We start from the raw sequence: 23,983 nt of genomic DNA, 5'->3' as shown, positions 1-23,983 counted from the left end.
CTTTAAAAAACTCTTTATCAATTCATTTAGTGGTGAATTATTTTAAAATGGTGGTTATAATAAGAAAGTTTTGTCTTGTTTTTAACGCTATTTTAGGAGTTCATCATGAAAAAATCCATTTTGTTGGGCGTTTGCTTGGCCTTTTCTTGCGCTCATGCCCTAAACGATTTAGAATTGATCAAAAAAGCGAGGGAAAGCCAGTTAGAACCCATGCCTATGGGCAAAGCGCTCAAAGAATACCAAATCAAAAAAACCAGAGATGTGGGTATTGGCGCTAAAAACAGCGAAATCATGACCTCCGCTCAAGTGGAATTAGGCAAAATGCTCTATTTTGACCCTAGGATTTCCACTTCCTATCTCGTGTCTTGCAACACATGCCATAATCTGGGCTTAGGCGGGGTGGATTTAGTCCCAAGCGCGGTAGGTTCTCAATGGAAGAAAAACCCCCACCTTTTAAGTTCCCCAACGGTGTATAACTCCGTCTTTAACGATGTGCAGTTTTGGGATGGCAGGGTTACGCATTTAAACGAACAAGCGCAAGGGCCCATCCAATCTTCTTTTGAAATGGGGGCTGATCCTAAAGTGGTGGTAGAAAAAATCAATTCCATGCCAGGCTATGTCAAACTCTTTAGAAAAGCTTATGGCTCTAAAGTCAAAATTGATTTTAAATTGATCGCTGATAGTATCGCTATGTTTGAAGCCACGCTTATTACCCCAAGCCGTTATGACGATTTTTTAAGAGGCAATCCTAAAGCGCTCAGTAAAGCCGAAAAAGAAGGGCTGAATTTATTCATTTCTAAAGGCTGTGTGGCTTGCCATAACGGCATCAATCTTGGGGGAACGATGCAGCCTTTTGGGGTGGTCAAACCTTATAAATTCGCTAATGTGGGCGATTTCAAAGGCGATAAAAACGGGCTTGTGAAAGTGCCTACTTTAAGGAATATCACCGAAACGATGCCCTATTTTCATAACGGGCAATTCTGGGATGTTAAAGATGCGATTAAAGAAATGGGCTCTATCCAGTTAGGCATTGAAATCAGCGATGAAGAAGCGAAAAAAATTGAAACCTTCTTTGAAGCCTTAAGAGGTAAAAAACCTAAAATCATCTATCCAGAACTCCCTGTAATGACAGACAAAACCCCTAAACCCTCTTTTTGATTTAAAAAAGTCCTTTTAGGGGGCTTTGGCGCCAAATCTAAAAAACGCTCAAAGCATCTTTTGCGATCAAAATAATAAAAAGCTTTCAAAAAACGAGCGATAATCCCTTAAAAAGCGATCTTTATGGGGTTTAGAGGGGTTTAGTTGGAGAGTTGTAGGGGGAGAATTGTTTCAAAATACCCCTATCCCCTTAAAAGAATGAGTTTTACTCCTATTTTTTAAAAATTTTTTAATCTCTTTATCATTTAGAATGTTTTTTGATTTTAGATCGCATTTAAAACACAAAACATAAACTCAAGGCGTTTTCAAATAAATTTTCATTTTTTGGTTGTCTAAAATGAGCGTGTCCTTGCCCTTAGTTACCGTAAAATTACCCTTAAAATTCTCCATAAATTCCAATTCAAACGCCATCAAATGCTCATCTTTACACACTTTTCTTGAAATCCCGCTATCTTCAATCCCAATGTGCCTATCGCCCTGCCATACATAGCTGGCAAAATACCGGTTGCAATAGCCTTTCCCATAAATACGATTTTCTTTTTGATCAAACACAAACTCTCCCATAGAGCTTTTAGGCTTGGGTTTCTTTTTAAAAAGCTCATACCAGTGTTTTCTTTTTTCTTTTTGTTCCTGCTCTTTGGCTTCAAGTGCTGTTTTATCTTCAGGTAAAGCGGTATTTAGAGAGGAATCTTGCTCTTCTTCATGCTCTCTAAAAGCGCTATCAGCGAGCATGGTTTCAATGTCATACACTTGATGGTTCATTTCTACTTTTTGGATATGCCAATCGTTACTAGAAAGCTTTTTATCAAACATTTTTAAAAAAAAACACCCTGAAAAGACACAAGCCGTTAAAACGCTTGCTCCAGCCAATCGCAAATTCAAACAATTCCTCCTTATTTTTTTAACGGGCTTACGCTTTGCGCTTCAATGGCTTTTTTAATCAAAGAAATCGCTTCTTGCATCGCTTGCGTGCTGACATGTTGGAGGGATTGTATCGCGCTTTCTTGGAAATCTTGATTGCCATTTTTACTCGTTTTGGTCGTTTTATTTTCCAAGCTAGAAATATTTTCATGCTTAATGATCACTCCAGAATGCGAATCGCCTTTCACGCTAATGTCATAGCCTAGCGCGAATTCCGCCCTATAGGTAGAATTTTCTTTTTCTAAAAGAGAAAACGACAAAATCGTAAAACGCACCGCATAAGTGGGCGCACCCGCACCATAAGGAGGCAAAGCCACGCCTAAGCATGCTTTTTGCGCTTCTTGCATGAACATGGTTTTTAACATGTTGCGAGGCAAGTCTATCCATTTTTGGTGCTTCCCATGCGTGATCTGCCCGTCTTTGGCTTTAAACACAATCTCTTTAGTGTTGAATAAATCCGCGCTCAAAATGCTAATGAGCCTTACTTCAGTCAAAGGTTTAGCGCATTGCGTGATTTCAAAAGAACTCGCATTCAAATCATAAGTTCTGATCTCTGGCAGCATTTGTTTTAAATTGATGCTCAAGCAACCCTGAAGCAAGAACGCTAATGCTGATGAGAGTGAAAAGATTTTTATCGCCGTAGCTCTCATGATTATTTCCTTTCTCCAAAAATCGTTTTATAAGGGTTAGCGTCAAATTTATCTATCAAAGCAGAGCCTTTTTCCACAAAATTATCAATGTTTCTTAAGCTCAACTGCGCTTGCATGATTAAGGGAGTAAACATCGCTTTAAAGTCGTATTGCCCCTGTTTTAGGCGTTTATCCACATCTAAAGCCACATTATTGACATTAGAAACAAGGTTGTTAGCGTTGCTGATTAGCGAATCAAATTGAGTCTTTCTTGAATCCAAGTTAGCGATGAGATCATCTACTGAAGCGAGAATGTGCTTGAATTTTTCCACATTTTCATCGTCTAAAATCCTATTCACATTCCTGATCGCTTTCATCACTTCTTGCACCACTTGATTAGCATCGCCACTCAAGCGATCCATAAGCCCTTCTTTAAAGATTAAAATCCGCTCCCCTTTATCGCCACTGCCATAAAATTCTTCATTGTGGCTTTGCTCTAAGGCTAAAAATTTTAACCCCATAAACCCTCTAGAAGAAACCGCTACTTTGGAGTCTTTGCGGATCTTAACGCTGGATTTAATCATCAAATCCAAACGGACCACCCCCACTTTATCCTTTGCAAAGCCTACCTTGATGACATTACCCACTTGAATCCCTTTGTAATTAATGGGCGAGTTGGTTGCAATGCCCCCTAAGTCTTTGTCCGTATAGACCACATATTCATAATACTTTCCGTCATCTAAACCCAAATGGCCTAGCCATAAAATAAAACCCACCATGCAAACTAAGCATAAAAAGAAGAGCCCGCCGATTAAAGTGTAATTCACATGCCTTTCCAAAATTTCTCTCCTCGTGTTGAATTGAATAAATTGCCTTCATCTAGCCCTTGAGTTTGGGCTTTTTTGATAAAATCTTTTAAATCCCCGTTAAATTCTAATAACCCGTCTTTGAGCATGATAAACCGATCCACGCAGTCATGCACAGAATCCAAATCATGCGTAATCATCACCACCGTAAGCTGTAAGCTCTCTTTGAGCGTCATAATCAATTCATCAAATTTGCCCGCGCTATAAGGATCTAACCCGCTTGTAGGCTCATCTAAAAACAAAATCTCCGGATTAGTCGCCATGGCCCTTGCGATACCCACGCGCTTTTTCATCCCCCCACTCAATTCATAGGGGTAAAGATGATAAGCCCTAGGGGGCAAACCCACTTTTTCAATCCACATTTTAGAAATTTCTTCAACAATTTTTTTAGAATACGTGCCGTATTGCTCTAGCATGATGCCCACATTTTCTAAAACCGTTAAAGAGCTATAGAGCGCTCCAAACTGAAAGCAAATCCCACAGCGGTTAAAAATCTTTTGCTGCTCTTCTTCTTTGAGTTTCCATATATCTTCCCCAAAAAGCAACACTTCCCCTTTTGTAGGGCGATTGAGCAAGATCATGCACCTTAAAAGCGTGCTTTTACCGCTCCCTGAACCCCCTAAAATCGCCATCACTTCGCCCTTATGCACGCTAAAACTCACGCCCCTATGGATAATGGTGCTTCCAAAAGTGCTATGGAGATCCTTCACTTCAATTAAGACTTGATTGTTAATAGCGTTCATTATATGTTCAACTTAGAAAAGATAATAGAAAAAATAGCGTCTAAGAAAATGATCCAAAACAACGCGTTCACGACGCTAATAGTGGTCAAGCGCCCAATGCTCTCAGTATCCCCCTTGACTTCAAATCCGCGCATGCACCCTACCATCGCAATCGCAAACCCCCAAAAAGGGGCTTTGACAATCCCTACCAAAAAATGATTCCAGCCCACTGTGTCATGAAATCTGTCTATATAGCTTGGAAAGCCCAAATCCAATTGGTATTTAATCGCAAACATGCCCCCAAGAATGGCGAACGCATCAGCGATAAACACCAATAAAGGCAAAACGATCACTAAGGCTAACACCCTAGGCAACACTAAAAATTCAAAAGGGTTAAAGCCCATGGTTTTCATCGCGTCTAATTCCTCAGTGATCTTCATCACCCCAATTTGCGCGGTAAAACTGCTCGCGCTCCTCCCGGCCACCACAAGGGTTAAAATAAAAGGGCCGATCTCTCTTAAAGCGAGTTTAGCCGTCATTTCAACCGACATTAAAGGTGCGCCCATGTCTTGTAATTGTAAAGCCCCTTGTAAAGCAACGGCAAACCCCACGATAAACACCGTTAAAATACTCACTGGCAAAACCTTAAACCCGGATTCATTGATGTGATAGAGCAAAGGAGTGATGCAAAAGCGTTTGGGGTTGAAAACGCTTTTAATGAAGTAAAATAAAATCATGCCGCAAAAATTGAACGCGTTTAAAAAGGTATTATAAGTCTCTACGATACTCTTACCCAATTTAGTGATCAAAAGTTCGTAGTGTTTGCCCGCTTTTTTAGACTCTAAATCCTCTTCTTTTTCAAGCCAGTCTTTAACCACTTTCAAAGCGCATGCGTTATTCTCGCTCACGTTACACAATTCAATGTTTAAAGAACGCTCCTTAACTAAATCAAATAAAAACATGCCAAAAACAAAATCCACTTTTTGGCACCCTGAAAAATCCATTTTTAAAGACCCTTGATGATCCAATAAATTTTTTTTCAACTCATCTAAACGAAACACGCTCGTTCTAAAATCCCAATCCCCTCTTAAAATCAGCACAGAGTTCGCCCCATCTTTACGCATCTCTAAAAATTTTTGTTTCTCTGTCTTCATTAAAATATATTCTCTCTCAGATTAGGTAAAATCTATTAACAAAATTTCGTTTGTTAAAACGACTATTTTAACACAATGATAAAACAAAAAGTTAAACAATATTCTGTTTAATAAAGGATTAATTATTTTTAAAATGTTTAAAAAAATCATTTTTTTTGGCGTTTTCTTAATGGGGGGATTTGTTATTCCGCCCCTTGAAGCCATGCCTATTTTGCACGATAAAACCCCTAAAAAAAATTACCAAGAAGCCCATGAAAAGCTCTATAGAAGCATCATTAACCGCCAAAAGCTCACGCGCAAAAAAAGCGGGTGGTATTTTTTAGGAGGGTTTGGCGCTGTAGAGGCCATTAAGGACTATCAAGGCCAAGAAATGAAAGATTGGATCGCCACGCTCAATTTAAAAACCGGCGTGCAAAGTTTTTTTAAAAAATATATCGGGATTAGGGGGGTTTTTGCATGGGATCTTGGGTCAGGAAAAGTGAATTACCAAAGCCATAAAGATCCTACCAACTCTTTTTTTACCATGCTTGCGGTGGGTTTGGATGTGATTATGGAATTCCCTTTAGGGAGTTATAGGCATTATTTAGGGGCGTTTGGGGGAGCTAGGGGGGCTTTAGTCGTTTATACAGACAAGCAAAATTTCAAGTTTTTTAAACATTCGGTGGTTTCAGGGGGCTTAGCGATTAATGGGGGGGTTATGCTCACGCTTTTTTTAAGACACCGCATTGAATTAGGGTTTAAAATCTTACCCACCGCCAGATTGCTTTCTAGCTCCAAACGCTTTGAGACTTCGCCCTTATTTTATACGGCATACAGCTATAAATTTTAACCTTTTAGCCAACTTCAAAAATCCAATCTTTGGGGGCTTCTTGTTCGCCTTGCTGGATGGATAAAAGCAAGTCATAGAGTCGTTTAGTAATGTTGCCCGGTGTTTCAAAAAAATAAGACTTGTTGTTGTGCGTGATTTCTTTAATGGGCGTAATGATTGCGGCTGTCCCGCACGCTCCAGCTTCTTTAAACGCATCCAACTCATCCATTAAGATTTCCCTCTCTTCTGTGTTTAGGTTCAAATATTCTTTAGCCAAAACCATCAAGCTTTTTCTGGTAACGCTTGGCAGAATGCTTGGCGAATGCGGGGTGATAAAGGCACTATCATGCGTGATGCCAAAAAAATTCGCCGCCCCCACTTCTTCAATCTTAGTGTGCGTGGTAGGATCTAAATAAATGCAATCATCATAGCCTTGCTCTGTGGCTATTTTATGGGCTAACAGGCTTGCAGCGTAATTCCCCCCCACTTTCACCCCACCAGTGCCTTTAGGCGCGGCCCTATCAAAAATCGTAGTGATAAACCTAGCCCCTCCTTTTTCTATACCCCCCTTAAAATACGCCCCCACCGGTGCACAAAACACGATAAAAAGGTATTCACTGGCCGGCTTTACCCCCAAATTATCCCCCACGCCTATGACAAAAGGGCGCAAATACAAACTCGCCCCGCTTTTATAAGGAGCGAGCCATTTTTGATTCGCTTTGACTACTTCAGCGCATGCCCTTAAAAACAGCTCTTCGCTCACTTTAGGCATGAGCAGTCTTTCGCATGAAGTTTGCAAGCGTTTGGCGTTTTCTAAAGGGCGAAAAAGTAAAGCTTTCCCCTTTTGAGAGCGGTAAGCCTTCAAGCCTTCAAAACAAGCCTGCCCATAGTGTAGGACCGGCGAGCCTTCGCTGAGTTGTAACACATTTTCGCTCACCAATTCGCCTTGCGACCACGAGCCGTTTTTATAACTAGCGATGAAGCGAAAATCCGTTTTAATGTAGCTAAAGCCTAAATTTTTCCAGTCTAAATTTTCTAAATTTGGCATTTCACACCTTTAAATGGATAGTTTCAGGTGTGATTGTATCTAAAAAGGGGTTAAAAATCCCTCAAGTAACTGATTTGAAACGCATAAACTCTACGCACATCAGCCTGTAAGGTGTATCCCTTTTCGTTGGTGATGGAGAAAAGCTGGTGCGTGATCGTAGGCACTTTAATCCCTAATTCCAGGCTATTGTGTTTAGCGATATGGGTGCGAACCCCAAACTTCCATAAAAACTGGAAATTAGCCGGGCTATAGCTGGAATTGCTGTGGTGTTTTGCATAACTAGCGATCTCTTTACTGATGCTCGTGGCCCAACTATCCCCGGCTAATTGGATCCCCACCACAAAACCAAAAACCATGTTTTCTTTATTCACAAAATTCCACAGCGTGTCCAACGCTACGCCATAAGTGAATAAATTGATATAGTATTGCCCTTGATAAGACTCCCTTTCGGTTAAAGTATTCCCCCCAAAACTAAAACTATTGTAAATAAAACCGCTCTCGCCCACCGGAATACCCTTTTTCATCACGCCAAAGCGGTTGTGCGCGTAGTCAAAAAACCCATAATAACGCATGCCAAACCATTTTTTCTTACCCAAAAATTGTTTGTAACCCACTTCAACGCCCGCTCCTGCATAAGGCGGGAACTTTATCAAAGGCTTTTGAAGGCCATTTTCATTCACCATTTTCGTTTGGTTTTGTATCATGCTCACCTGGTAATTGACTCCCACAAAAGCAGCGCTCTCTTCAGCATTCGCTACAACGCCCAAAGCCCCTAATAATATCATTCTTTTCAACATTCAGTCTTTTCCCTTTATTCTATTTATAATCGCTTGACATTAATATTAGCTTAACATGGTTAAGTATTACTTATAAAGAAATAATAATATATTTTTTCTTAAACTCAATTAAAAACTAACCTTTTAATTCATTCCAACGCTTTGCAATAAACGCGCTTGTTTCTAGCGGCACTCTTAAAGCATAAACCTCATGATTGAGAATGCCCTGGATTTCTTGTTGCAACTTTAGGGCGTTTTTTTCTTCAATCTCAAAAATCAATTCGTCATGCACTTGCAAAAGCAACCTCACTGAAGAATCATTTTTAAAACGCTCGCTCACTTTGAGCATGCCTAATTTCAATAAATCGCTGGCACTCCCTTGAAAAATCGCATTCACGCCCTCTCGCAAATAATTACCCTTAACATAATCATTAACGCCATTAAAGTCAAACACCCGATAACGCCCAAGCAAAGTGAAAGCTTTAGAAGTTTTTAAAATCTCTTCTCGCATGTTATTTAAATAATCTTTGATGCTAGGGAATCGTTTGAAATACGCTTCTATATAGCTTTTAGCCTCACTTAAAGAAATGTTTAAAGTTTCGCTCAATTTCTTACTCCCCATGCCATACACCAGCCCAAAATTAATGCTTTTAGCGATCGATCGTTTTTCTTTGGCTAAATCTTCGCCAAACAACGCCCTAGAAGTTTCTAAATGGATGTCTCGCCCTTTTAAAAACGCTTCCATCAAATCCTTATCCTGGCTAAAATGGGCCAACAAGCGCAATTCAATCTGCGAATAATCCACCCCTAACAAACAATATTCTTTGGAGCTAGAAATAAAGCCCTTACGAATGAGCAAGCCCTTAGAAGATCGCACCGGGATATTTTGCAAATTAGGCGAATGCGAGCTTAAACGCCCGGTAGCTGTGCCGGTTTGAATGAAAGTGGTATGGATTTTATCGTCTTTGTCTTTTAGGCGCAACAAGGGGGTGGTATAAGTGTTAGAAAGCTTGTTTAATTCTCTGTATTCTAAAATTAAAGAAATGCTTGGGTGCTTGTCCATAATCTTTAATAAGCTTTTTTCATCGGTGGAATGGCTTTTATTTTTAGGAAGATTTAATTTTTCATACAAGACTTCGCCAAGCTGTTTGGGCGAATTGAGGTTAAAATCCTCGCCGATTAAATCCAAGATTTGGCGCTCTAAAACTTTCAATTCATCTTTAAACTCCTGCTCTAATCTCTTGAAATAAGGCGCATCAATTTTAAAGCCTTGAAATTCCATATTGATTAAAACTTTCATGAACGGCATTTCAATTCCTCTAGCCAAAGAAAGCAAATTTTCTTCTAGCCCCCCTTTTTCAAAATACTCGCACAAACGCTTTAAAGCGTTTAATTCCAAATTTAAACGCTCTAATTGTTCCGCCTTGTTTTTTGTTTTAAAGTCTTTGATTTTTTCATGCGAAATTAAATCTTCTTGTAAATATTCCTTTAAGACCTCATCAAACCCCACTTTTTCCGGGTTTTTTAAAAACGCTAAAATTTGAGTGTCTTGGATGCGAATGTTTTCTAAAGAAACCTGATATTTGGCTTTTAAAAAGCTTAACAAGGGTTTTAAATCATGCCCAATGATGCACGCATGCTGTAACATTTGAGAAAAAGCGTTTTGTAAAAACTCTGAAGAAAAGGGCGAAAATAACGCCTCTTCTAAAGGTAAAAAATAGCCTTGATCTTGCAATAAAAACGCTAGGGCTAGCATTTCTTTTTCTTTATTGAACACCAAACGCACAAAAACCCTTGCATTAGGATTTTCTAATTTTTCTAAAAACATGCTCAAAGATGCGGTGTTTTCTAAAACAATCATGCTTGATTTTGTAGGGGCGCTGTCTAATACGGGGGCGTTGTCTGATAGGGGTGCGCTGTCTAATATAGGGGCGTTGTCTAAAATTAAAGGCATAGGGGCGTTTTCCAAATCCCTTAAAGTGGAAATGAAACCATATTCTTTCAATTCATCTTTGATTTTCAATAAAGGGTTTTCGCTAGGAAAAGCGCAACTTAAAAAGTCAAATTCTTGAATGCATTCCCTCTCTAAAGTGGCTAATTCTTTGCTTAAAAACGCGCTCTCTTTATCGTGTATCAGGGCTTGATACATTTTAGGGCTGAGTAAATTTTTCGCCAGATCTAAATGGTTATAGATTTTTTCCAAACTCCCTAATTGTTGCAACAATTCTTTAGCGTTCTTGCTCCCAATGCCTTTAATCCCCTTATAATTATCGCTGCTATCCCCTACAATGCCTTGATAATCCGTGAATTGACTCGGCAAAATCCCGTATTTTTCCACGCAATCCTTCGCTAAAAACTCCGTTTTGCCATCAAAAAGCGCGATTTTATCGCTCAAAAGTTGGTTAAAATCCTTGTCTTTAGAATAAATGCGCGTTTTATAAGGGCTTAGCGTGGCCAGGCTTGCAATCACATCATCAGCTTCAAACCCGCTCACTCCCACGCAAACAAAACCCATTTTTTGCAACCATTCTAAGGCGATAGGGATTTGCAAAAGCATTTCTTCAGGGGCGTCTTTACGATTTTGTTTGTATTCGCCTAGCTTTTCAGATCGTTTGGTTTTAGTCTGGCTTTCTAGAGCGAACACGATAAAAGGCATGTTTTTTTTATCTTTATAAAATTTTTTAACCATGCCCACAAGCCCCGTTAAAAGCCCTGTAGGAAAGCCCTTATCGTTGGTTAAAGGCTTATTTTTAGCACTCATGTAATAGCTTCTAAACAAATACGCAAAAGTGTCAATTAAAGCTAAAGTCCCTTCTTTAGTGATTGGCTGTTCCATTTAACCTCTTCTTCAATCAAGCAAAATTTAAACTCAATTGTAACACAAGCAACGCCCCTAAAACCCCTTTTAAAACAACGAGTCTTTTTGGATCGGCGTTTCTTGACTGATGATTTCTTTTGTGGCTTGGATTTTAGCGCCGCAGTATTCAACCACGCCTTGAATGACTTGTTTGGTTAGGGCGTTGATGAGGGTATGCATGAAATTAAAATCCATACCGCCATCTTGGGTGGTGGGGAGTTGGATTTTTTGCTCCCTAAAAGTTTTATCAATATCCCTAACTAATACGCTTAATAAAGGGCGTTTTAAGGCGTTTAAAAGCGTTGTGAAATAGTGGGCTGTGTGCGAATTAATTTTATTTTTGATTTTAGTTTTTGGCGTGATTTTTCGCATGAATTGTCCCGCATACCATGATTTTTTACGATAAAAAAAGTCCATTTGCAAAAGCCCTAAACTCCAAGTAAATGGTGGGTTTAAATTTTCTGCATTGACAAATCCTGTGGTTTGCAAAACGCCTTGATTTTGCGAAGTCCTTGTAATGTAATCGTAATCTCGTCCTTGCGTTAAAGCATCTTTATTAAAACTTAAGGTTTTTTCAATCTCAAACAAATCCCCTAATTTGAAGTGTTGCCATGTTAAGCCGCATGGGGTATTACCCCCCATAGAATTATTGAAAACATTAAGGGCGTTTTCTTCATCGCTAGAAAGGGTGGTGTTTTCTAGCCCTGTAGCTTTTAAATAAGCCTGAAGTTCGGCGAGCCGACACTGCTCAAGTTCGGCTATGAATGTTTCCATGAAATCAAAATCAATACCATCAAGGGTTTGAGTGTTAGCGGTGGTTTTTAGGGGTAGAATGACCTTATCGTTTTTAATTTTTACCCATGAACACATGTTTTCATAGCCGAATTTTTTAGGGTAATCAAAAAATAGCGTGGATAAAAACAAGCCGATTTTATGGTTGATTTCAAATTTAGGTTTGAGAGAAAATACCCTAGCGTGTGTTACCATTTTATAAGGAAAACTGCGATAAAACGCGCAACCAAACATGTCAATAGTAATGCTATGGCTTTCAAAAACTTTTGCTTGTATATCGCTTTGCCCTAAAACGCCATTATTGCTAAGCCCTGCGGTGATGACAAATTCGCCCTTATGATTGATATGGCGTTTTTGAATGTCAAAATCGCCGTTACTCGCTTCAAACAAATCCCCTAATCTGAACTCGCCCCACTTAATAGCGTTGAGTTGGCTGCTAAGGGGGCCAATCACTTTGGGGGCGTTTGGTTTTTTAAAATCAAGCTTACTTCATAAGAAAGGTAATCGGCTATCGTTCTTTTAAAATCCTCTAATTTGGGTTTAGTCTCATTCTTTTGGTGCGCTTCAAAATTAAAGTCTTTAGCATGCTTGTTTTCATGTGGCTTAGCGATAAAGTCTTCAATATAGATTGTTTCTAAATCGCCCCACAGCTCTTTAGAAACTTTAGCGTTTAAGCCGGCTTTGTAAATTTTAATGATTTCTTCGTAGCGTTTGGTGGGGTTAGAGGTTTCGTTCAAGCCTCTTTTGGTGCGTTTGAAGCCATCGTTTCTAAAGTCTATGAATTTAACGGGCTTTTCATAATCATGCGGTTCATGAGCTTTAAAAATATAAACGCTGGTTTGCACCCCGGCTTGAGGCATGAATAAATCGGTGGGCATTTTAATGCTCGCTAAAAGCGAATGTTTTTTTAAAATTTCAACATTGGATTTTAACGCTTGCCCGCTCCCTGCGCTATCTTGGATAATGATCGCTCCTAAAGCGCCCTTTTGCATGTGTTCTAACCCGAACTTGATAAAAGGCATGCCGTTTTCTTCGTAGCTAAAAGGAGGGTTTAATAAAAGGATATTGGGTTTAAAATCCTCATAAATCTTTTTATTGGTTTCAAAAGTGTTGCCTTTGATGATCAAGCTTGAGCCATCGCCTCTTAAAATCATGTTAGTGGTGGCTAGCGAAAACATTTCAGCGTTAAGCTCCACGCCTAAAAGTTGCGTGGTTTTTGCGTCTTTGATTTTTTCATTCGCTTTAGTAGTGTTTTTACCATAGGTTTTTTCAATGTCTTCAATCATTAGCACCATAGAAGAAATTAAAAATCCCGCGCTCCCTGTGGCTAAATCCATCACAAAAGACTTCGCATTAACCCCTAAAAGTTCGCTCATCATTTTAGTTACATAAGGCGGGGTTAAAACAATGCCCAATTCCTTACCATCCCCTAAAGCGTATTTTAAAAATTCGCTATAAAGTTCGCCCATGATGTCTAAATGACCGGTATTGTCGCTTTCATTAATGGGCTTATGGACAAATTCATAAAGAAAGGTAAAAATTTGCTTAGTGATGCTTGAATCTTTTTCTAAAAGCATGCTTATGGCTTTATCCAGGCTCGTTTTTTATCGCGCTGCGGATCTTTACTGATTTCTTTAAAACTAGCGAGCATGAGATCTCGTTTTTCTTCGCTCAAGTTTTTGGTTTTCAAAAATTCGCTAATTTGGTTAAACACTAAAACGCCATCACGGCTAGTATCAGTTATTTCGCCTTTTAAATCGCTTGGTTTTAAACCACCTTTTTTGCCCTTAATTTCTTGCATGGATAAAAGCATGCCGCTCACGTATAGCACGCGCTGAGGCGCGGTGATGTTGTGGTTATGCATAAGGCGGTTGAGTTTTTTAGCGGTTTCGTTTAGATCGGCTTTGGTTTTGATTAAGATAAAATGCTTTTCTTCTTCAGTGAGCGTGCATTCTTTATAAAAAGCGTTAAACGATTCTTGATTTTCTAAAAAATGCAGGTTTTTAGCGCTAGTGAGTTTGTGCGAATTGATCCCGCTTGCAAAAACATAATACACTTCTATCAAAAGGTTTTCTTCATCATCGCCGGCTATGCCTATGGCGATACATTCTTTATATTTTTCTTTGTCTCTTAGGATATTTTGAGCGTAGTGTAAAGCCCCATTCACGGCGAACTTTGAAATGGAATTGTCATCGTTTTGCAACGCGCTGTTTTTGAGCTTTTTTAAATTTTTAGCGTAGAGTTTGTTTTCTATGATTATAGGGATAACGCTCTCTTTATTTTTAGGGTGCGTGTATCTTTCTAAACTAAAATCTGGCTCGCCATAAGAAGTTTTGTCTTTAGTTTTACTCGCATTCAAAAGGGCGTTTTTAAGGCTAGGACTCATTTGGCTTTTAACATTAAAATCCGTATTTTTCATAAGCCCTAATTTTGTCAATTCTTTTTTAACATAGTCATCAACATCATCTTCTAACCGAAAAGCTTGCATGGTTTTATCCTTTTAAAAAACAAAATTATAACTCATTCATCCGCGCTGCAAAGCGCGATCGCAAAATGCGCCTTAATGTTTAGGGTTTTAAGGTATTTTAGGGCTTCTTTTAGGGTGGTGCCGGTGGTGATAATATCATCTAATAAAAAATAATCTAAACTTTCATCGCCTTTGAAAATGAAATTCCGTGGGTTGTTGGCGCGAAATTCCAGGCTTTTCCCCGCATACGAAACAGCATTATTAGCCCTTAAACGCCCGTAAGTGGCTTTTAAATTGCCTTGACAAAAACCTTTTAAAAGCGCGGCTGAATGCGAGTAAAAGGATTTGATTTTATCATCAATGGCGATACCATAAAGGGGGATATTCAAGCCTTGTTCTTGTAAGATTTTCACAAACTTTGCACCGGCTTTTTGAGAAAGCAAGGGCAAAATGCGAGAGCCAATCAACGCGTATTTGCTTTTAATGAGTTCTTCTATTTCGCTATAAGCGTAAAAACTATACACGCTCACGCCCTCTAAAACCCTTATTCTTAAGCTTAAGGGCAGATCGTTTAAGCAATTTGGGCAAAGAGGCTTAAAAGAAAGCTTCAAACAAGTTAAACAACGCATTCAATAAAGGCGGTGATTTGTTCGTGCAAGTTTTTAACGCTTTCTTTAGCGTTTAATTCCAAAACTTCGCACCCGAATTTTTCTTGTAACGCATAAGCGTGGGTTTTGAGCTTTTGCTGGATTGTGAGTAATTTTTCTATGCCTTGGTTTTCTATTTTGTCTAAACTTTTAAGGCTTAAGCGCTGTTTTAAGCCCTCTTTGTCTATCACTAAAAGAATGATTTTTGTAGGCAAGATGTTTTGAGTGGCAAGCAGGTTTAATTCTAAGCTTGAAAATTGGCTATAAGCCATGCCAGAAATCAAACTCCTGTCGCTAATGATGAGCTTTTTTTCTTTCAATGCCGGTTTGATCACGCTTTCTACATGCTCAGCCCTATCGCTTAAAAATAAAAACGCTCTAGCCAATTCGCTGATGTTTTCATTTAAAGCGATACGCCTTAAACTCTCGCCCATTTTTGTCCCCCCTGGCTCTTTGGTAAAAAGGGCGTTTTTAAACCTGGCTTTTAATAATTCTACTTGAGTGCTTTTGCCCGCGCCATCAACGCCTTCTAACACAACATACATTTTAAGCCTTTGAAATCAAAGGATAAATTTCTTTAGGCACTAAATGGCTCGCATCGCCCTTATGCGCGATAATGGATCGCACAATAGAAGAGCTAATAAACGCATTTTGTAAAGTGGGCATGAAATACAAGGTCTCTAATTCGTGGTTTAAGGATTTGTTCGCATAGCCCATTTGCAATTCGTATTCAAAATCGCTCACCACCCTTAAACCCCTAACTAACACCTTACAATGGTATTCTTTAGCCAGATTGGCTAACAGCCCTTCAAACGCCACGCATTCTACATTTTTAAAACTTTTAGTGGCCAGTTGCATCATTTTTAAACGCTCTTTCAAACTAAACATGGGGTTTTTAGCGCTTGAGTGCGCCACAGCGACAATGAGCTTTTCAAACAATTCGCTAGAGCGGTGGATAATGTCTATATGCCCGTTAGTGACCGGATCAAAAGTGCCTGGGTAAATGCCGATTTTTTGCATCAGTTCATTCCCCATCGTGGGTATAAGTCATTTTCTATCCCTAAGCTGTCAAACCACTTCCCCACTAAAAAATCTTGCATCGCTTCTAAAGTCTTGCTCTGGGTGTAATAAGTCATCATCGGCGGTGCAATAATCGCGTTAGAATGGGCGAGTTTGAGCAAATTTTCTAACATAATAGCGCTTAAAGGCATTTCTCTAGGGGCAATGAGTAAGGGGCGCTTTTCTTTAAGCATCACAGACGCACTCCTAGAAATCAAATCCCCCCCAAAGCCATGCGCGATTTTAGCCACCATGTCCATACTCGCCGGAATGATCGCCATTTTATGGATACCATAACTCCCTGAAGCGATGCTCGCATGAATGTCTTGCTCGTTAAAAAAAGTCGCACTAGGCCGTAAATCTTTCATGGCGTTTTTAAGGTTGATATTAGATTCTTCTAACGCCACGACATGCGCGTTTTTAGACGCCACGACAAAAACTTCAATTTCTTTGGGTAATTTTTCTAAAAACCGCAAGGCTAGGGGTATCCCGCTTGCCCCGCTGATGCCTAAAACCAATTTCATGAATATCCTTTATAAGATTTGCGCTTTAGAGCTGCTCAACACTTTTGCTTTGAGTATTTTATTGCTTTCTAAATTCTTGGCTTGAATGATTTGATTGAGCGCGCCATTTTCTAGGGCTTTTAAGCTTATTTCTATGCTGATTTGCCCCTCTTCATACACCCCGGTGATGATGTCGTTTTTACGCACGATGATTAAAGCTTGGGTTTTATCTGTGCTTAAAAGCGTGTCAGGGGGGATAAAATGTTTCGCGCTCACTCTATCAATCGCGCCCTCTAATAAGGGGTTAGAAAGCGCGCCAAACAAAACGCGCTCTTTTTTGGTGTTGTTAGCGGTGATGTTCTCGTCTTTTTTAATCGCACTAACGCTTTTAAAAGCCTGCATGCTGCCTATCACGCTATAACGCACCGGTAGGCGTAAATTAGGCTCATTTTCTAACCTTAAAAACACGACCCCATCTTTTTTAAGCTTGTTAGAAGCACTCAATTCATAGCTTAAAATGGAAGCGTGAGAAAAGCGCTCTGGGATTTCTAAGTTAATGGTTTCAATTTCTAATTTTAAGTCTTGGTATTCTTTAAGGTAAGCTTTTTTAATCGCTGTTTTAAGCGCGTTCAAATCTAGGGCGAAGAGCGCGTTTAAACTTATCAAAAAAAGGGTTAAAATTTTCAAAACTCGTTATCCACTTTTTCTACAAATTTTTCTGAGATTTTATCATAGACATTCCCTCCGCAATTGATTTTCAAGCACAAACCGCTCAAGCCTTTTTCTACGCCTAAAACCCTACCGGTTCCAAAAATCTTATGTTTGATCAAATCCCCCACTTTAATGGGCGCGTCTTTTTTGCAATCCTGTTTAGGGGGTTTGTCTTGTTGGAGCAGCTTGGCTTCTTCTAAAAACACAGAGGGCGAGCAAGAAATTTTCCTCCCAAAATACGAACGCTCTTTGACATAAGAGAGCTGCAATTCTTCTTTAGCCCTAGTGATCGCTACGTAAGCCAAGCGCCTTTCTTCTTCTAAATCGCTTTCTTGATTGAACCCCCTATGCGGGAAAAACCCTTCTTCTAACCCGATCACAAACACATGCTTAAACTCTAACCCCTTACTCATATGCACGCTCATGCAACTCACTTTTTGCGCGTTTTCTGTATTATGGGTATCCAGAACGCTTTCATTCAAAAAATCCAGTAAAGAATGCGTGGGGTTAGTTTTAAAATGCTCTTTCACTAAACTTAAAAGCTCTTTAACAAAGCCCTCTCTTTCTTCGTAATTGTCTTCTTTTTCATAGCTTTTTAAAAGGTTGGTTTCTTCTAAAAACTGAGCGCAAAACTCCTCTACTGAAATTTCAAAAGCCTCCCTCAAACGCCCTATCATAGCGGTGAATTTCTTTAAAGCGTATTCGTTTTTAGGGTTTAATTTGTCTTTAAACGCCCCAAGTTTTAGCGCTTCTTCTAAATTCAAACCCTCTTCATCCAAAAGAGAAAAAATCCATTCTTGAGTGATCTTGCCAAGGCCTCTTGGGGGCTTGTTTAAAACGCGCTTGATAAAAAAGCGATCGTCTTTTTTCGCCACTACATGCATGAACGCCAAAGCGTCTTTAATCTCGGCTCTTTCATAGAAACTCAGCGCCCCAATAAGCCTATAAGGGATATTCAAAGCGTTCAAACTCTCTTCAATGCTGCGGCTAAGCCCGTTTAAGCGGTACAAAATAGCGATATTTTCTAAATTCTCGCCCTTCTTTAAAAGGGCTTTGATTTGATAAGCCACATCCAGGCTCTCTTCTTTTTGCGTCAAATATTCTTTACAAACCACGCTTTTATGCGAGCCTTTGAAACTTTGAAGCGTTTTAATATGGCGGTGTTGGTTATGGCTAATAAGGGCGTTAGCACACGCTAAGATTTCAGCGCTGGAGCGATAATTGGTCTCTAATTTTACTATTTTAGCCCCTTTAAAATGCTTGGAAAAATTTAAAATATTAGAAATATCAGCCCCCCTAAAACCATAAATGCTCTGATCGTCATCGCCCACCACGCACAAATTATGATGCGCGCAACTCAATTGTTTTAAAAATTCCAGTTGCAAGGCGTTCGTGTCTTGATACTCATCTACCATAATGTAATGGTAGCGTTCGCTAATCTCTTTGGCGAGTTTTTCATTATCTTGTAAAATCTTAAGGCTTAAAAAAAGCAAATCGTCAAAATCCACTAAATTGTCTTTTTTGAGCGCGTTTTGATAAAGCTCATACGCTTTATAGCATTCGCTATCTTGCATGCTCAAATCCATCATGCCGTTTTTGATTTGAGAAATATTGGCTCTAAAGTTTGAAATTTTGAGCTGTTTGCACAGCGTTTTGACTTCATCGCTATCTAGCACCGAAAAATCGCATGCCCTTTTTAAAAGGCTCATGTGTTGCCTTAAAAACAGCAAACCAAAACGATGGAAAGTGCAAAGCAAGGGGGGGATAAGGGTTTGGTTTTTCAACAATTTCAAAGCCCTTTCTTGCATTTCTTTACTCGCTTTATTGGTGAAAGTGAGCGTTAAAGTGTTCTCGCTAGGCACGCCACAAGCGCCAATCAAATACGCTAAACGGCTCGTTAAAGTCTTAGTCTTACCGCTCCCAGCTCCTGCTAAAATCAATAAAGGCCCTTGAATGTGGCTTGCAGCGATTTTTTGCGCTCCGTTCAAATGGTCTAAAATGCTTTTTTCAAAACCCATTATTCTAAAAACTCGCCCTTTTCTTCTTGGTTTAAACGCTCTTTTAAAAGGTTGGTATCAATTTCAAAATCAAAATAAGGCGAAGAAAAATCAGAGGTTTTAATGGCTAAAAAATGGTTTAACGCTGATTTCAAGTCCCCTTTTCTTTGATACAACAACCCCAAAGCGTAACGGATATTTTCATTATTGGGATCGTCTAATTTCCCAAGCTCTAGCCATAAAGCGGCGTTATTGTAATTCTTTTGCGCGATATAAGTCAAACCCGCTAGGATTTTTAAACGCACCTCATTGTCCTTAAGATCGCTAATTAAGTTTTGATACAACGCGCTCGCTTTTTCATACTGGCCTTGAAACAAACTCACTAGCGCTAAATTTTCTAACCAATCGTTAGGGGCTTCGCCCTCTTCTAAACTGGCGATTTTTTGCTCCAATAATCTTTCTTGATGATCCAAATCATTGACCATAAATCCCATGTAAGTGTAGAAATGACGCCCTAAAATGGGCCCTTGCATGGTTTGATCCCAACTGATTTTATGCGAATCTAAAAGGGTGTAAATGCTTAAAGTGTGCCGAATACTCGCATCATAATACGAGACGATTTCATAAAAGATATTAGAGATGAGATCTTTAGGGAGCATTTTTTTTAAATTCCCAAAAGATTGCACCATCAATTTTTTATCCTTGCTCTCTTTAGCGAACACCGCTTCTAGCGCGTAATAAAAAGGGAGCTTTTTAGGGGCGTTTTTAAGCCAGTCCATATCCCAATTGGTGCGGTAATTCAAATAAGCGATGAGCGAAGAGAGTAAAGCTTTTTGCGTGGGGCTAGAAAAATCCTGACTATAAAAACTCTCGGTGATTTCTCTTAAAAACTCCGTGGTGTCTTCGTGGGTGAAATGCGAGGCTAGAATCGCAAAAATCGCGCTCAAATAATCCGCAGAATTCAAATGAAAAGCCCTTAAAAAATGGAAATAAGCTTTGTGGTAATTTTCTAATTGCGCATAAATCAAGCCCGTATTATAATGGAGGAGCGCGTTATTGGGGCTATTTTTTAAAGACAAATCAAAAAAAGAAAGGGCTTTTTTTAACTGCTTGTTTTCTAACGCTTTCAACCCTTTGAGCGCGTTTTTATCCGCTATCGCCATCAAACGCCCCCTTTTAAAAGCAAGGCTTGCCCCCTCTAAATCCTTTTTTGCTTCAGAATCCAAAAGAAACAGCCCCTCTTCAATCACGCCTAAGGTTTCTTTAGAGTCTAAAACCTTAAAAGGAGCGTAATAAAACAGCAAGCGGTAGATAAAATCCCTTTTGCCTTCAAAATATTGCGTGTTCCAAAAACGCTCTTTGGCTCTTTCTTTGTCTAAAAAAATAGGGTTGATAGTGGGCTTGATGGGGTAAAAAGAGTTGGCTAATTCGCTGTCTTCTTTGGTGTGGCTGGCCAGTTTTAAGGCTTCGCTCGCTTTAAGGGTGTCGCCTTTTTTCAAACTCACCAATTCCAAAGCCATCAAAGCGTTTAAATCTTTAGGGTAATTGTGCAAATAATGCTGCAAATGCTCCAAAGCCTGCTTGTAATGGCCCAAACGAGCCTGCAAAAGCCCTAAAGCAAGCTCATCTTGAGCGTTCGCGCTTTTTTGTAATTGCTTGTAAGCGTTCGTTTCATCTTTAAACATCAAAAACAATTTAGACGCCAAGCGCGCGTTAGGCTTTAAAAAGGCGTTGGAATTAGGGTGCATTAAGGGCGAAAGGGCTTCAAAATACTCCCCAGCGTAATAGGATTTGAGCGCGTAAGCGTAGGAGTAAAAAGACTTTTTATAGTCTTTATACAAAGTGTCTCTTACAATTTTTAGATAATGATAATACAAATCTTCATCTTGCAAATGATAAGCGCTCACTAACGCGTCAATCGCACTCACGCTCGCGTTTTCTTTAGAAGCGATGCTAGAATCAAACAAATCCAACGCCCCGTTAAAATCCTTTTCCTTAAACTTAATCACCCCTAAATTATGGCTCGCAATCCCTTGCGAAAAAGAAGCGGCTTTGTCAAACAAGTGTAAGGCTTCATCTTTTTGCCCTTGCTCATATAAAAGGCTCGCTTTTTGCATCATCGCATCCACTTGGCTTTCATCGCTTCTTTTCAAAGAGTCTTTGCCGATTAAATCGGGTAAGTCTAAATTCTCTATTTGCCCCTCGGCTTCTGTGTTGTTAGCGTTGTTGGTGTCGTTAGGCGTTTCGTTATTGGTGGCGATGGTATTAGTTTGTAAAGAAGTTTGTTTATTTTCTTTTTTATGCCCTAGTAACAAACTCAAAATTACAATGAGCGCGATGAGTGAAAGCAATATTCCAAGTGCGATATAAAGCTTTTTTTTATTGCGTAAAAGCTGTTTGAAAAACTCTTTAGAGCTTTTGATTTTATTAATCGTCTGCTCTAAAGCCTGCTTCAAAGAGGGGATTTTAGAATGAATGCCCTTTAAAGGGGTTTCTTTTTCGTTTTTGTTTTCGCCCCCTTTTTCTTCTAATGAATTTTGCTCTTCATTCAGCACGAACTAGCCTTAAAGGTATTTTTCTAACGCCTTAGGAATATGAATGCTCCCATCCGCTTGCTGGTGGTTTTCCATTAAAGCGACCATAGTCCTGCCTACCGCTAAAGAAGAGCCGTTTAAGGTGTGCACTAATTGGTTTTTTTGATTTTCTTTGAAGCGGATTTTAGCGCGCCTAGCTTGAAAATCCCTCGTGTTAGACACGGAGCTGATTTCTCTGTAACAATTTTGCCCAGGCAGCCACACTTCAATGTCTATCGTGTTGCTCGCGCTAAAGCCTAAATCCCCACTGCACAATTGCACGAACCGGTGCGGTAATTCCAAAGCCTTTAAAATTTCGCTCGCGCTCTCTAACATATGCTCTTGCATAACATCGCTTTCTTTAGGGTGCGTGATAGCCACTAGTTCTACTTTATCAAACTGGTGTTGTCTTATCATCCCCCTTGTGTCCTTGCCCGCGCTCCCTGCTTCGCTCCTGAAACAAGGCGTGTGCGCGGTCATTTTAATGGGGAGGTTTTCAACGCTAATAATGGTGTCGTTGTATAGATTAGTGAGCGTTACTTCAGCGGTGGGGATCAAATACAAATTTTCATTTTCTATTTTAAAAACATCTTCTTTGAATTTGGGTAATTGCCCGGTCCCAAAAAGCATTTTTTCATTCACTAACGCCGGCGTGTAGATGATTTCAAAGCCATTTTTTTCATTAAAATCTAACATTAAATGAATGAGCGCACGATAAATTTTAGCCCCAAAACCCCTAATGACCGAAAAACGGCTTTTGGCGAGTTTCACGCCGCTTTCAAAATCAATCCAACCATTTTGTTGAGCGAGTTCAAAATGCTCTTTGGGTTTGAAAGTGAAAACCCTTGGGGTTAAGATTTTTTTAATTTCTATGTTGTCTTCTTCATTCGTGCCTAAAGGGGTTTTTTCATCCACTAGATTGGGGATTATGGAAAGCTTCAAATCAATTTGTTGCTCCAATTCGCCCACGCTTTTGGAAAGCTCATTCAGTTTGATTTTATTGTTTTCTAGCTCTTTTTTGAGATCGCTTGCATCCGCTTTTTGAGCCATTTTGATACCAAATTCTTTAGAAACCTTGTTTTGAAAGGCTTGCAAGCCTTCTAATTCAATGAGCTGCTTTTTATAATGCGTGATGACTTCGCGCAAACGCTCTAATTCATCATCCATCGCATTATTACGCTTTTTTAAAGAAAGAGCCACCTTATCAAAATCTTGCAATAAAAGTTTTCTATCAATCATTCAACCCTCTTTAATCGTTCTAAAATGCCACAATTTAGCCCATTCGTCTATATCGTTTTTATCTATTTGAGCGCTCAAAGCCCCCATTTTACCCTCTAAAGAATCTTCAATAGTGCCATTAGGCAAGGCTACAAAACTATCCCCATAAAATTTCCACAAAAATTCGTTTTTTTGATTTTCTTCTACAATGATTTGGCGATACGCTCCGATCCTATTGGCCCTTACCACCACGCAAGAAGCGCAAAAAGCGCGCATCTGGCACAAAAGCCGCCACCTTTCATTGGATTCAAAAGTGGCCACGCTGCTTAAAAGCACCACATCCACGCCCTGATTTTTAGCCTGAACCCATATTTCATCAAAATGCGCTTCAAAGCCAAACAAAGGAGCGATTCTTAAGCCGTCTCTTTCAAAAACGAGCAATTCTTTAAAAGCGCTTTTTTCATTGTCAAAAAAGCTCTCTTCATCCCAGTGAGGATAGGGGATTAAGCGTTGTTGCGTGTAATACTTCACGCTTTCTTTAGAAATGAGGGCGATTTTTTTATAGATTTTAGAATGTTCTTCTAAAAGCACCGGAGCTGAAATGATCAAATCCAATTCTTCGCATTTTTGCGATAAAAACTCTATCGCTCGCGCAGACTGCGCGCTGATTTCATTCACATCCAATCCCATGTTATGGTGGAAAAAGGGGTTGATCACGTATTCAGGCAACACCACCACGCTTTGCTTGGGTATGGAGTTGAATAAGGATTGCATGAGGTTTTCTTCAAAAGACTCTAATTGCAAAGCAAACACTCGCATGCTTCAAGCCTTTTTGTCTGGCGTTTGGAGTTTTTCATGCTCTAAATAAGCGTTTTCTAAAAGCTTTTGAGCCAAAAACAACTCTTGCATGGCCGTTTTATACAAATCCATCCCGTCTTTTAAGGATAAATTGGGATCATTCAAGCGATCTATGGCTCGCTCTAGGGAATGAACATGCTCTTCAAAACTTTTTTTAGGGGTGTTTTTAGTGTTTTTTGGGGGGGCTTTTTCGGTTTCAAATAATTCATCTTGCATAAC

Annotated in this window: 21 protein-coding genes and 1 pseudogene; 2 read left to right on the top strand and 20 right to left on the bottom strand. The window is 39.5% G+C overall.

Annotated elements, in window-relative coordinates; translation table 11 throughout:
* Nucleotides 1-105: 105 nt before the first annotated feature.
* Entirely contained in the window at nt 106-1,158 is a 1,053-nt protein-coding gene (locus QT74_RS04545; protein WP_033764979.1) for a cytochrome-c peroxidase, read from the top strand.
* Nucleotides 1,159-1,452: 294 nt separating this feature from the next.
* Here QT74_RS04545 and QT74_RS04540 read toward each other — a convergent pair whose 3' ends face one another.
* The 5 genes from QT74_RS04540 to QT74_RS04520 are packed head-to-tail and all read right to left on the bottom strand — an operon-like array spanning nt 1,453 to nt 5,450.
* Nucleotides 1,453-2,040, bottom strand: coding sequence for an META domain-containing protein (locus tag QT74_RS04540; RefSeq protein WP_001053531.1), 588 nt, complete (start codon nt 2,038-2,040; stop codon nt 1,453-1,455).
* A gap of 11 nt (nt 2,041-2,051) precedes the next feature.
* Entirely contained in the window at nt 2,052-2,729 is a 678-nt protein-coding gene (locus tag QT74_RS04535) for a hypothetical protein (RefSeq protein WP_033764974.1), read from the bottom strand.
* Nucleotides 2,730-2,731: 2 nt separating this feature from the next.
* Entirely contained in the window at nt 2,732-3,547 is an 816-nt protein-coding gene (locus QT74_RS04530; RefSeq protein WP_000439508.1) for an MlaD family protein, read from the bottom strand.
* Nucleotides 3,532-4,317, bottom strand: coding sequence for an ABC transporter ATP-binding protein (locus QT74_RS04525; RefSeq protein ID WP_033764971.1), 786 nt, complete (start codon nt 4,315-4,317; stop codon nt 3,532-3,534). The genes QT74_RS04530 and QT74_RS04525 overlap by 16 nt, the downstream gene beginning before the upstream one ends.
* Entirely contained in the window at nt 4,317-5,450 is a 1,134-nt protein-coding gene (locus QT74_RS04520; RefSeq protein ID WP_000845827.1) for an ABC transporter permease, read from the bottom strand. The genes QT74_RS04525 and QT74_RS04520 overlap by 1 nt, the downstream gene beginning before the upstream one ends.
* Nucleotides 5,451-5,583: 133 nt before the next feature.
* Here QT74_RS04520 and QT74_RS04515 point away from each other — a divergent pair, with 133 nt between their 5' ends.
* Nucleotides 5,584-6,279 (top strand): outer membrane protein, encoded by a 696-nt coding sequence (locus tag QT74_RS04515; protein WP_033764967.1) that lies wholly within the window; start codon nt 5,584-5,586, stop codon nt 6,277-6,279.
* 4 nt (nt 6,280-6,283) lie between these two features.
* On the opposite strand, the gene ilvE is transcribed toward QT74_RS04515, so the two are convergent.
* From ilvE to QT74_RS04440, 15 genes and pseudogenes are all read right to left on the bottom strand, one after another.
* Nucleotides 6,284-7,306: a branched-chain-amino-acid transaminase gene (gene ilvE / locus QT74_RS04510; RefSeq protein WP_033764965.1), complete on the bottom strand. Its 1,023-nt coding sequence runs from the start codon at nt 7,304-7,306 to the stop codon at nt 6,284-6,286.
* Between the two features lie 50 nt (nt 7,307-7,356).
* The gene (locus QT74_RS04505; RefSeq protein WP_033764964.1) at nt 7,357-8,103 is read right to left on the bottom strand and encodes an outer membrane protein; all 747 of its coding nucleotides are present in this window, start codon (nt 8,101-8,103) and stop codon (nt 7,357-7,359) included.
* A 115-nt stretch (nt 8,104-8,218) separates the two neighbouring features.
* Entirely contained in the window at nt 8,219-10,918 is a 2,700-nt protein-coding gene (polA, locus tag QT74_RS04500; protein WP_033764962.1) for a DNA polymerase I, read from the bottom strand.
* A 69-nt stretch (nt 10,919-10,987) separates the two neighbouring features.
* Nucleotides 10,988-12,184: a restriction endonuclease subunit S gene (locus QT74_RS04495; protein ID WP_033764959.1), complete on the bottom strand. Its 1,197-nt coding sequence runs from the start codon at nt 12,182-12,184 to the stop codon at nt 10,988-10,990.
* Nucleotides 12,181-14,219: pseudogene (locus QT74_RS04490) on the bottom strand (HsdM family class I SAM-dependent methyltransferase). Before QT74_RS04490 ends, QT74_RS04495 begins: the two are co-directional and overlap by 4 nt.
* Nucleotides 14,220-14,251: 32 nt before the next feature.
* Nucleotides 14,252-14,827 (bottom strand): ComF family protein, encoded by a 576-nt coding sequence (locus QT74_RS04485; RefSeq protein WP_033764957.1) that lies wholly within the window; start codon nt 14,825-14,827, stop codon nt 14,252-14,254.
* Complete coding sequence (tmk, locus tag QT74_RS04480; RefSeq protein ID WP_033764955.1) at nt 14,815-15,390, bottom strand: dTMP kinase; 576 nt, start codon at nt 15,388-15,390, stop codon at nt 14,815-14,817. Before tmk ends, QT74_RS04485 begins: the two co-directional genes overlap by 13 nt.
* A gap of 1 nt (nt 15,391) precedes the next feature.
* On the bottom strand, nt 15,392-15,865 hold the full coding sequence (gene coaD / locus QT74_RS04475) for a pantetheine-phosphate adenylyltransferase (protein ID WP_001169275.1): 474 nt from the start codon (nt 15,863-15,865) through the stop codon (nt 15,392-15,394).
* Nucleotides 15,865-16,428 carry a UbiX family flavin prenyltransferase gene (locus tag QT74_RS04470; protein ID WP_000780111.1) on the bottom strand — a complete coding sequence of 188 codons (564 nt, stop codon included), beginning with the start codon at nt 16,426-16,428 and terminating at the stop codon, nt 15,865-15,867. Before QT74_RS04470 ends, coaD begins: the two co-directional genes overlap by 1 nt.
* A gap of 9 nt (nt 16,429-16,437) precedes the next feature.
* Complete coding sequence (flgA, locus tag QT74_RS04465; protein ID WP_033764953.1) at nt 16,438-17,094, bottom strand: flagellar basal body P-ring formation chaperone FlgA; 657 nt, start codon at nt 17,092-17,094, stop codon at nt 16,438-16,440.
* Entirely contained in the window at nt 17,091-19,136 is a 2,046-nt protein-coding gene (uvrD, locus tag QT74_RS04460) for a DNA helicase UvrD (protein WP_033764951.1), read from the bottom strand. The genes flgA and uvrD overlap by 4 nt, the downstream gene beginning before the upstream one ends.
* Nucleotides 19,136-21,670: a tetratricopeptide repeat protein gene (locus tag QT74_RS04455; protein ID WP_033764949.1), complete on the bottom strand. Its 2,535-nt coding sequence runs from the start codon at nt 21,668-21,670 to the stop codon at nt 19,136-19,138. The genes uvrD and QT74_RS04455 overlap by 1 nt, the downstream gene beginning before the upstream one ends.
* Nucleotides 21,671-21,679: 9 nt before the next feature.
* Nucleotides 21,680-22,927 (bottom strand): serine--tRNA ligase, encoded by a 1,248-nt coding sequence (gene serS / locus QT74_RS04450; RefSeq protein ID WP_033764948.1) that lies wholly within the window; start codon nt 22,925-22,927, stop codon nt 21,680-21,682.
* The gene (locus QT74_RS04445) at nt 22,928-23,725 is read right to left on the bottom strand and encodes a carbon-nitrogen hydrolase family protein (RefSeq protein ID WP_080247176.1); all 798 of its coding nucleotides are present in this window, start codon (nt 23,723-23,725) and stop codon (nt 22,928-22,930) included. It abuts the gene before it with no gap.
* 3 nt (nt 23,726-23,728) lie between these two features.
* The gene (locus tag QT74_RS04440; protein ID WP_033764946.1) at nt 23,729-23,980 is read right to left on the bottom strand and encodes an exodeoxyribonuclease VII small subunit; all 252 of its coding nucleotides are present in this window, start codon (nt 23,978-23,980) and stop codon (nt 23,729-23,731) included.
* Between the last annotated feature and the right edge of the window lie 3 nt (nt 23,981-23,983).

This window comes from Helicobacter pylori SA213A (genome assembly GCF_000476275.1).
Lineage (GTDB): Bacteria > Campylobacterota > Campylobacteria > Campylobacterales > Helicobacteraceae > Helicobacter > Helicobacter pylori_CL.
Note: the sequence above shows the minus strand (reverse complement) of the source record. Positions and strands in the feature narration are given on the sequence as shown.

What these genes read in the sequence shown, in the direction of transcription:
- ilvE (WP_033764965.1), bottom strand. Translation starts at nt 7,306, where the DNA reads ATGCCAAATTTAGAAAATTTAGACTGGAAAAATTTAGGCTTTAGCTAC.
- tmk (WP_033764955.1), bottom strand. Translation starts at nt 15,390, where the DNA reads ATGTATGTTGTGTTAGAAGGCGTTGATGGCGCGGGCAAAAGCACTCAA.
- QT74_RS04470 (WP_000780111.1), bottom strand. Translation starts at nt 16,428, where the DNA reads ATGAAATTGGTTTTAGGCATCAGCGGGGCAAGCGGGATACCCCTAGCC.
- QT74_RS04525 (WP_033764971.1), bottom strand. Translation starts at nt 4,317, where the DNA reads ATGAACGCTATTAACAATCAAGTCTTAATTGAAGTGAAGGATCTCCAT.
- coaD (WP_001169275.1), bottom strand. Translation starts at nt 15,865, where the DNA reads ATGCAAAAAATCGGCATTTACCCAGGCACTTTTGATCCGGTCACTAAC.
- QT74_RS04545 (WP_033764979.1), top strand. Translation starts at nt 106, where the DNA reads ATGAAAAAATCCATTTTGTTGGGCGTTTGCTTGGCCTTTTCTTGCGCT.
- QT74_RS04445 (WP_080247176.1), bottom strand. Translation starts at nt 23,725, where the DNA reads ATGCGAGTGTTTGCTTTGCAATTAGAGTCTTTTGAAGAAAACCTCATG.
- uvrD (WP_033764951.1), bottom strand. Translation starts at nt 19,136, where the DNA reads ATGGGTTTTGAAAAAAGCATTTTAGACCATTTGAACGGAGCGCAAAAA.
- QT74_RS04440 (WP_033764946.1), bottom strand. Translation starts at nt 23,980, where the DNA reads ATGCAAGATGAATTATTTGAAACCGAAAAAGCCCCCCCAAAAAACACT.
- QT74_RS04535 (WP_033764974.1), bottom strand. Translation starts at nt 2,729, where the DNA reads ATGAGAGCTACGGCGATAAAAATCTTTTCACTCTCATCAGCATTAGCG.
- QT74_RS04520 (WP_000845827.1), bottom strand. Translation starts at nt 5,450, where the DNA reads ATGAAGACAGAGAAACAAAAATTTTTAGAGATGCGTAAAGATGGGGCG.
- QT74_RS04485 (WP_033764957.1), bottom strand. Translation starts at nt 14,827, where the DNA reads ATGCGTTGTTTAACTTGTTTGAAGCTTTCTTTTAAGCCTCTTTGCCCA.
- QT74_RS04515 (WP_033764967.1), top strand. Translation starts at nt 5,584, where the DNA reads ATGTTTAAAAAAATCATTTTTTTTGGCGTTTTCTTAATGGGGGGATTT.
- polA (WP_033764962.1), bottom strand. Translation starts at nt 10,918, where the DNA reads ATGGAACAGCCAATCACTAAAGAAGGGACTTTAGCTTTAATTGACACT.
- serS (WP_033764948.1), bottom strand. Translation starts at nt 22,927, where the DNA reads ATGATTGATAGAAAACTTTTATTGCAAGATTTTGATAAGGTGGCTCTT.
- QT74_RS04505 (WP_033764964.1), bottom strand. Translation starts at nt 8,103, where the DNA reads ATGTTGAAAAGAATGATATTATTAGGGGCTTTGGGCGTTGTAGCGAAT.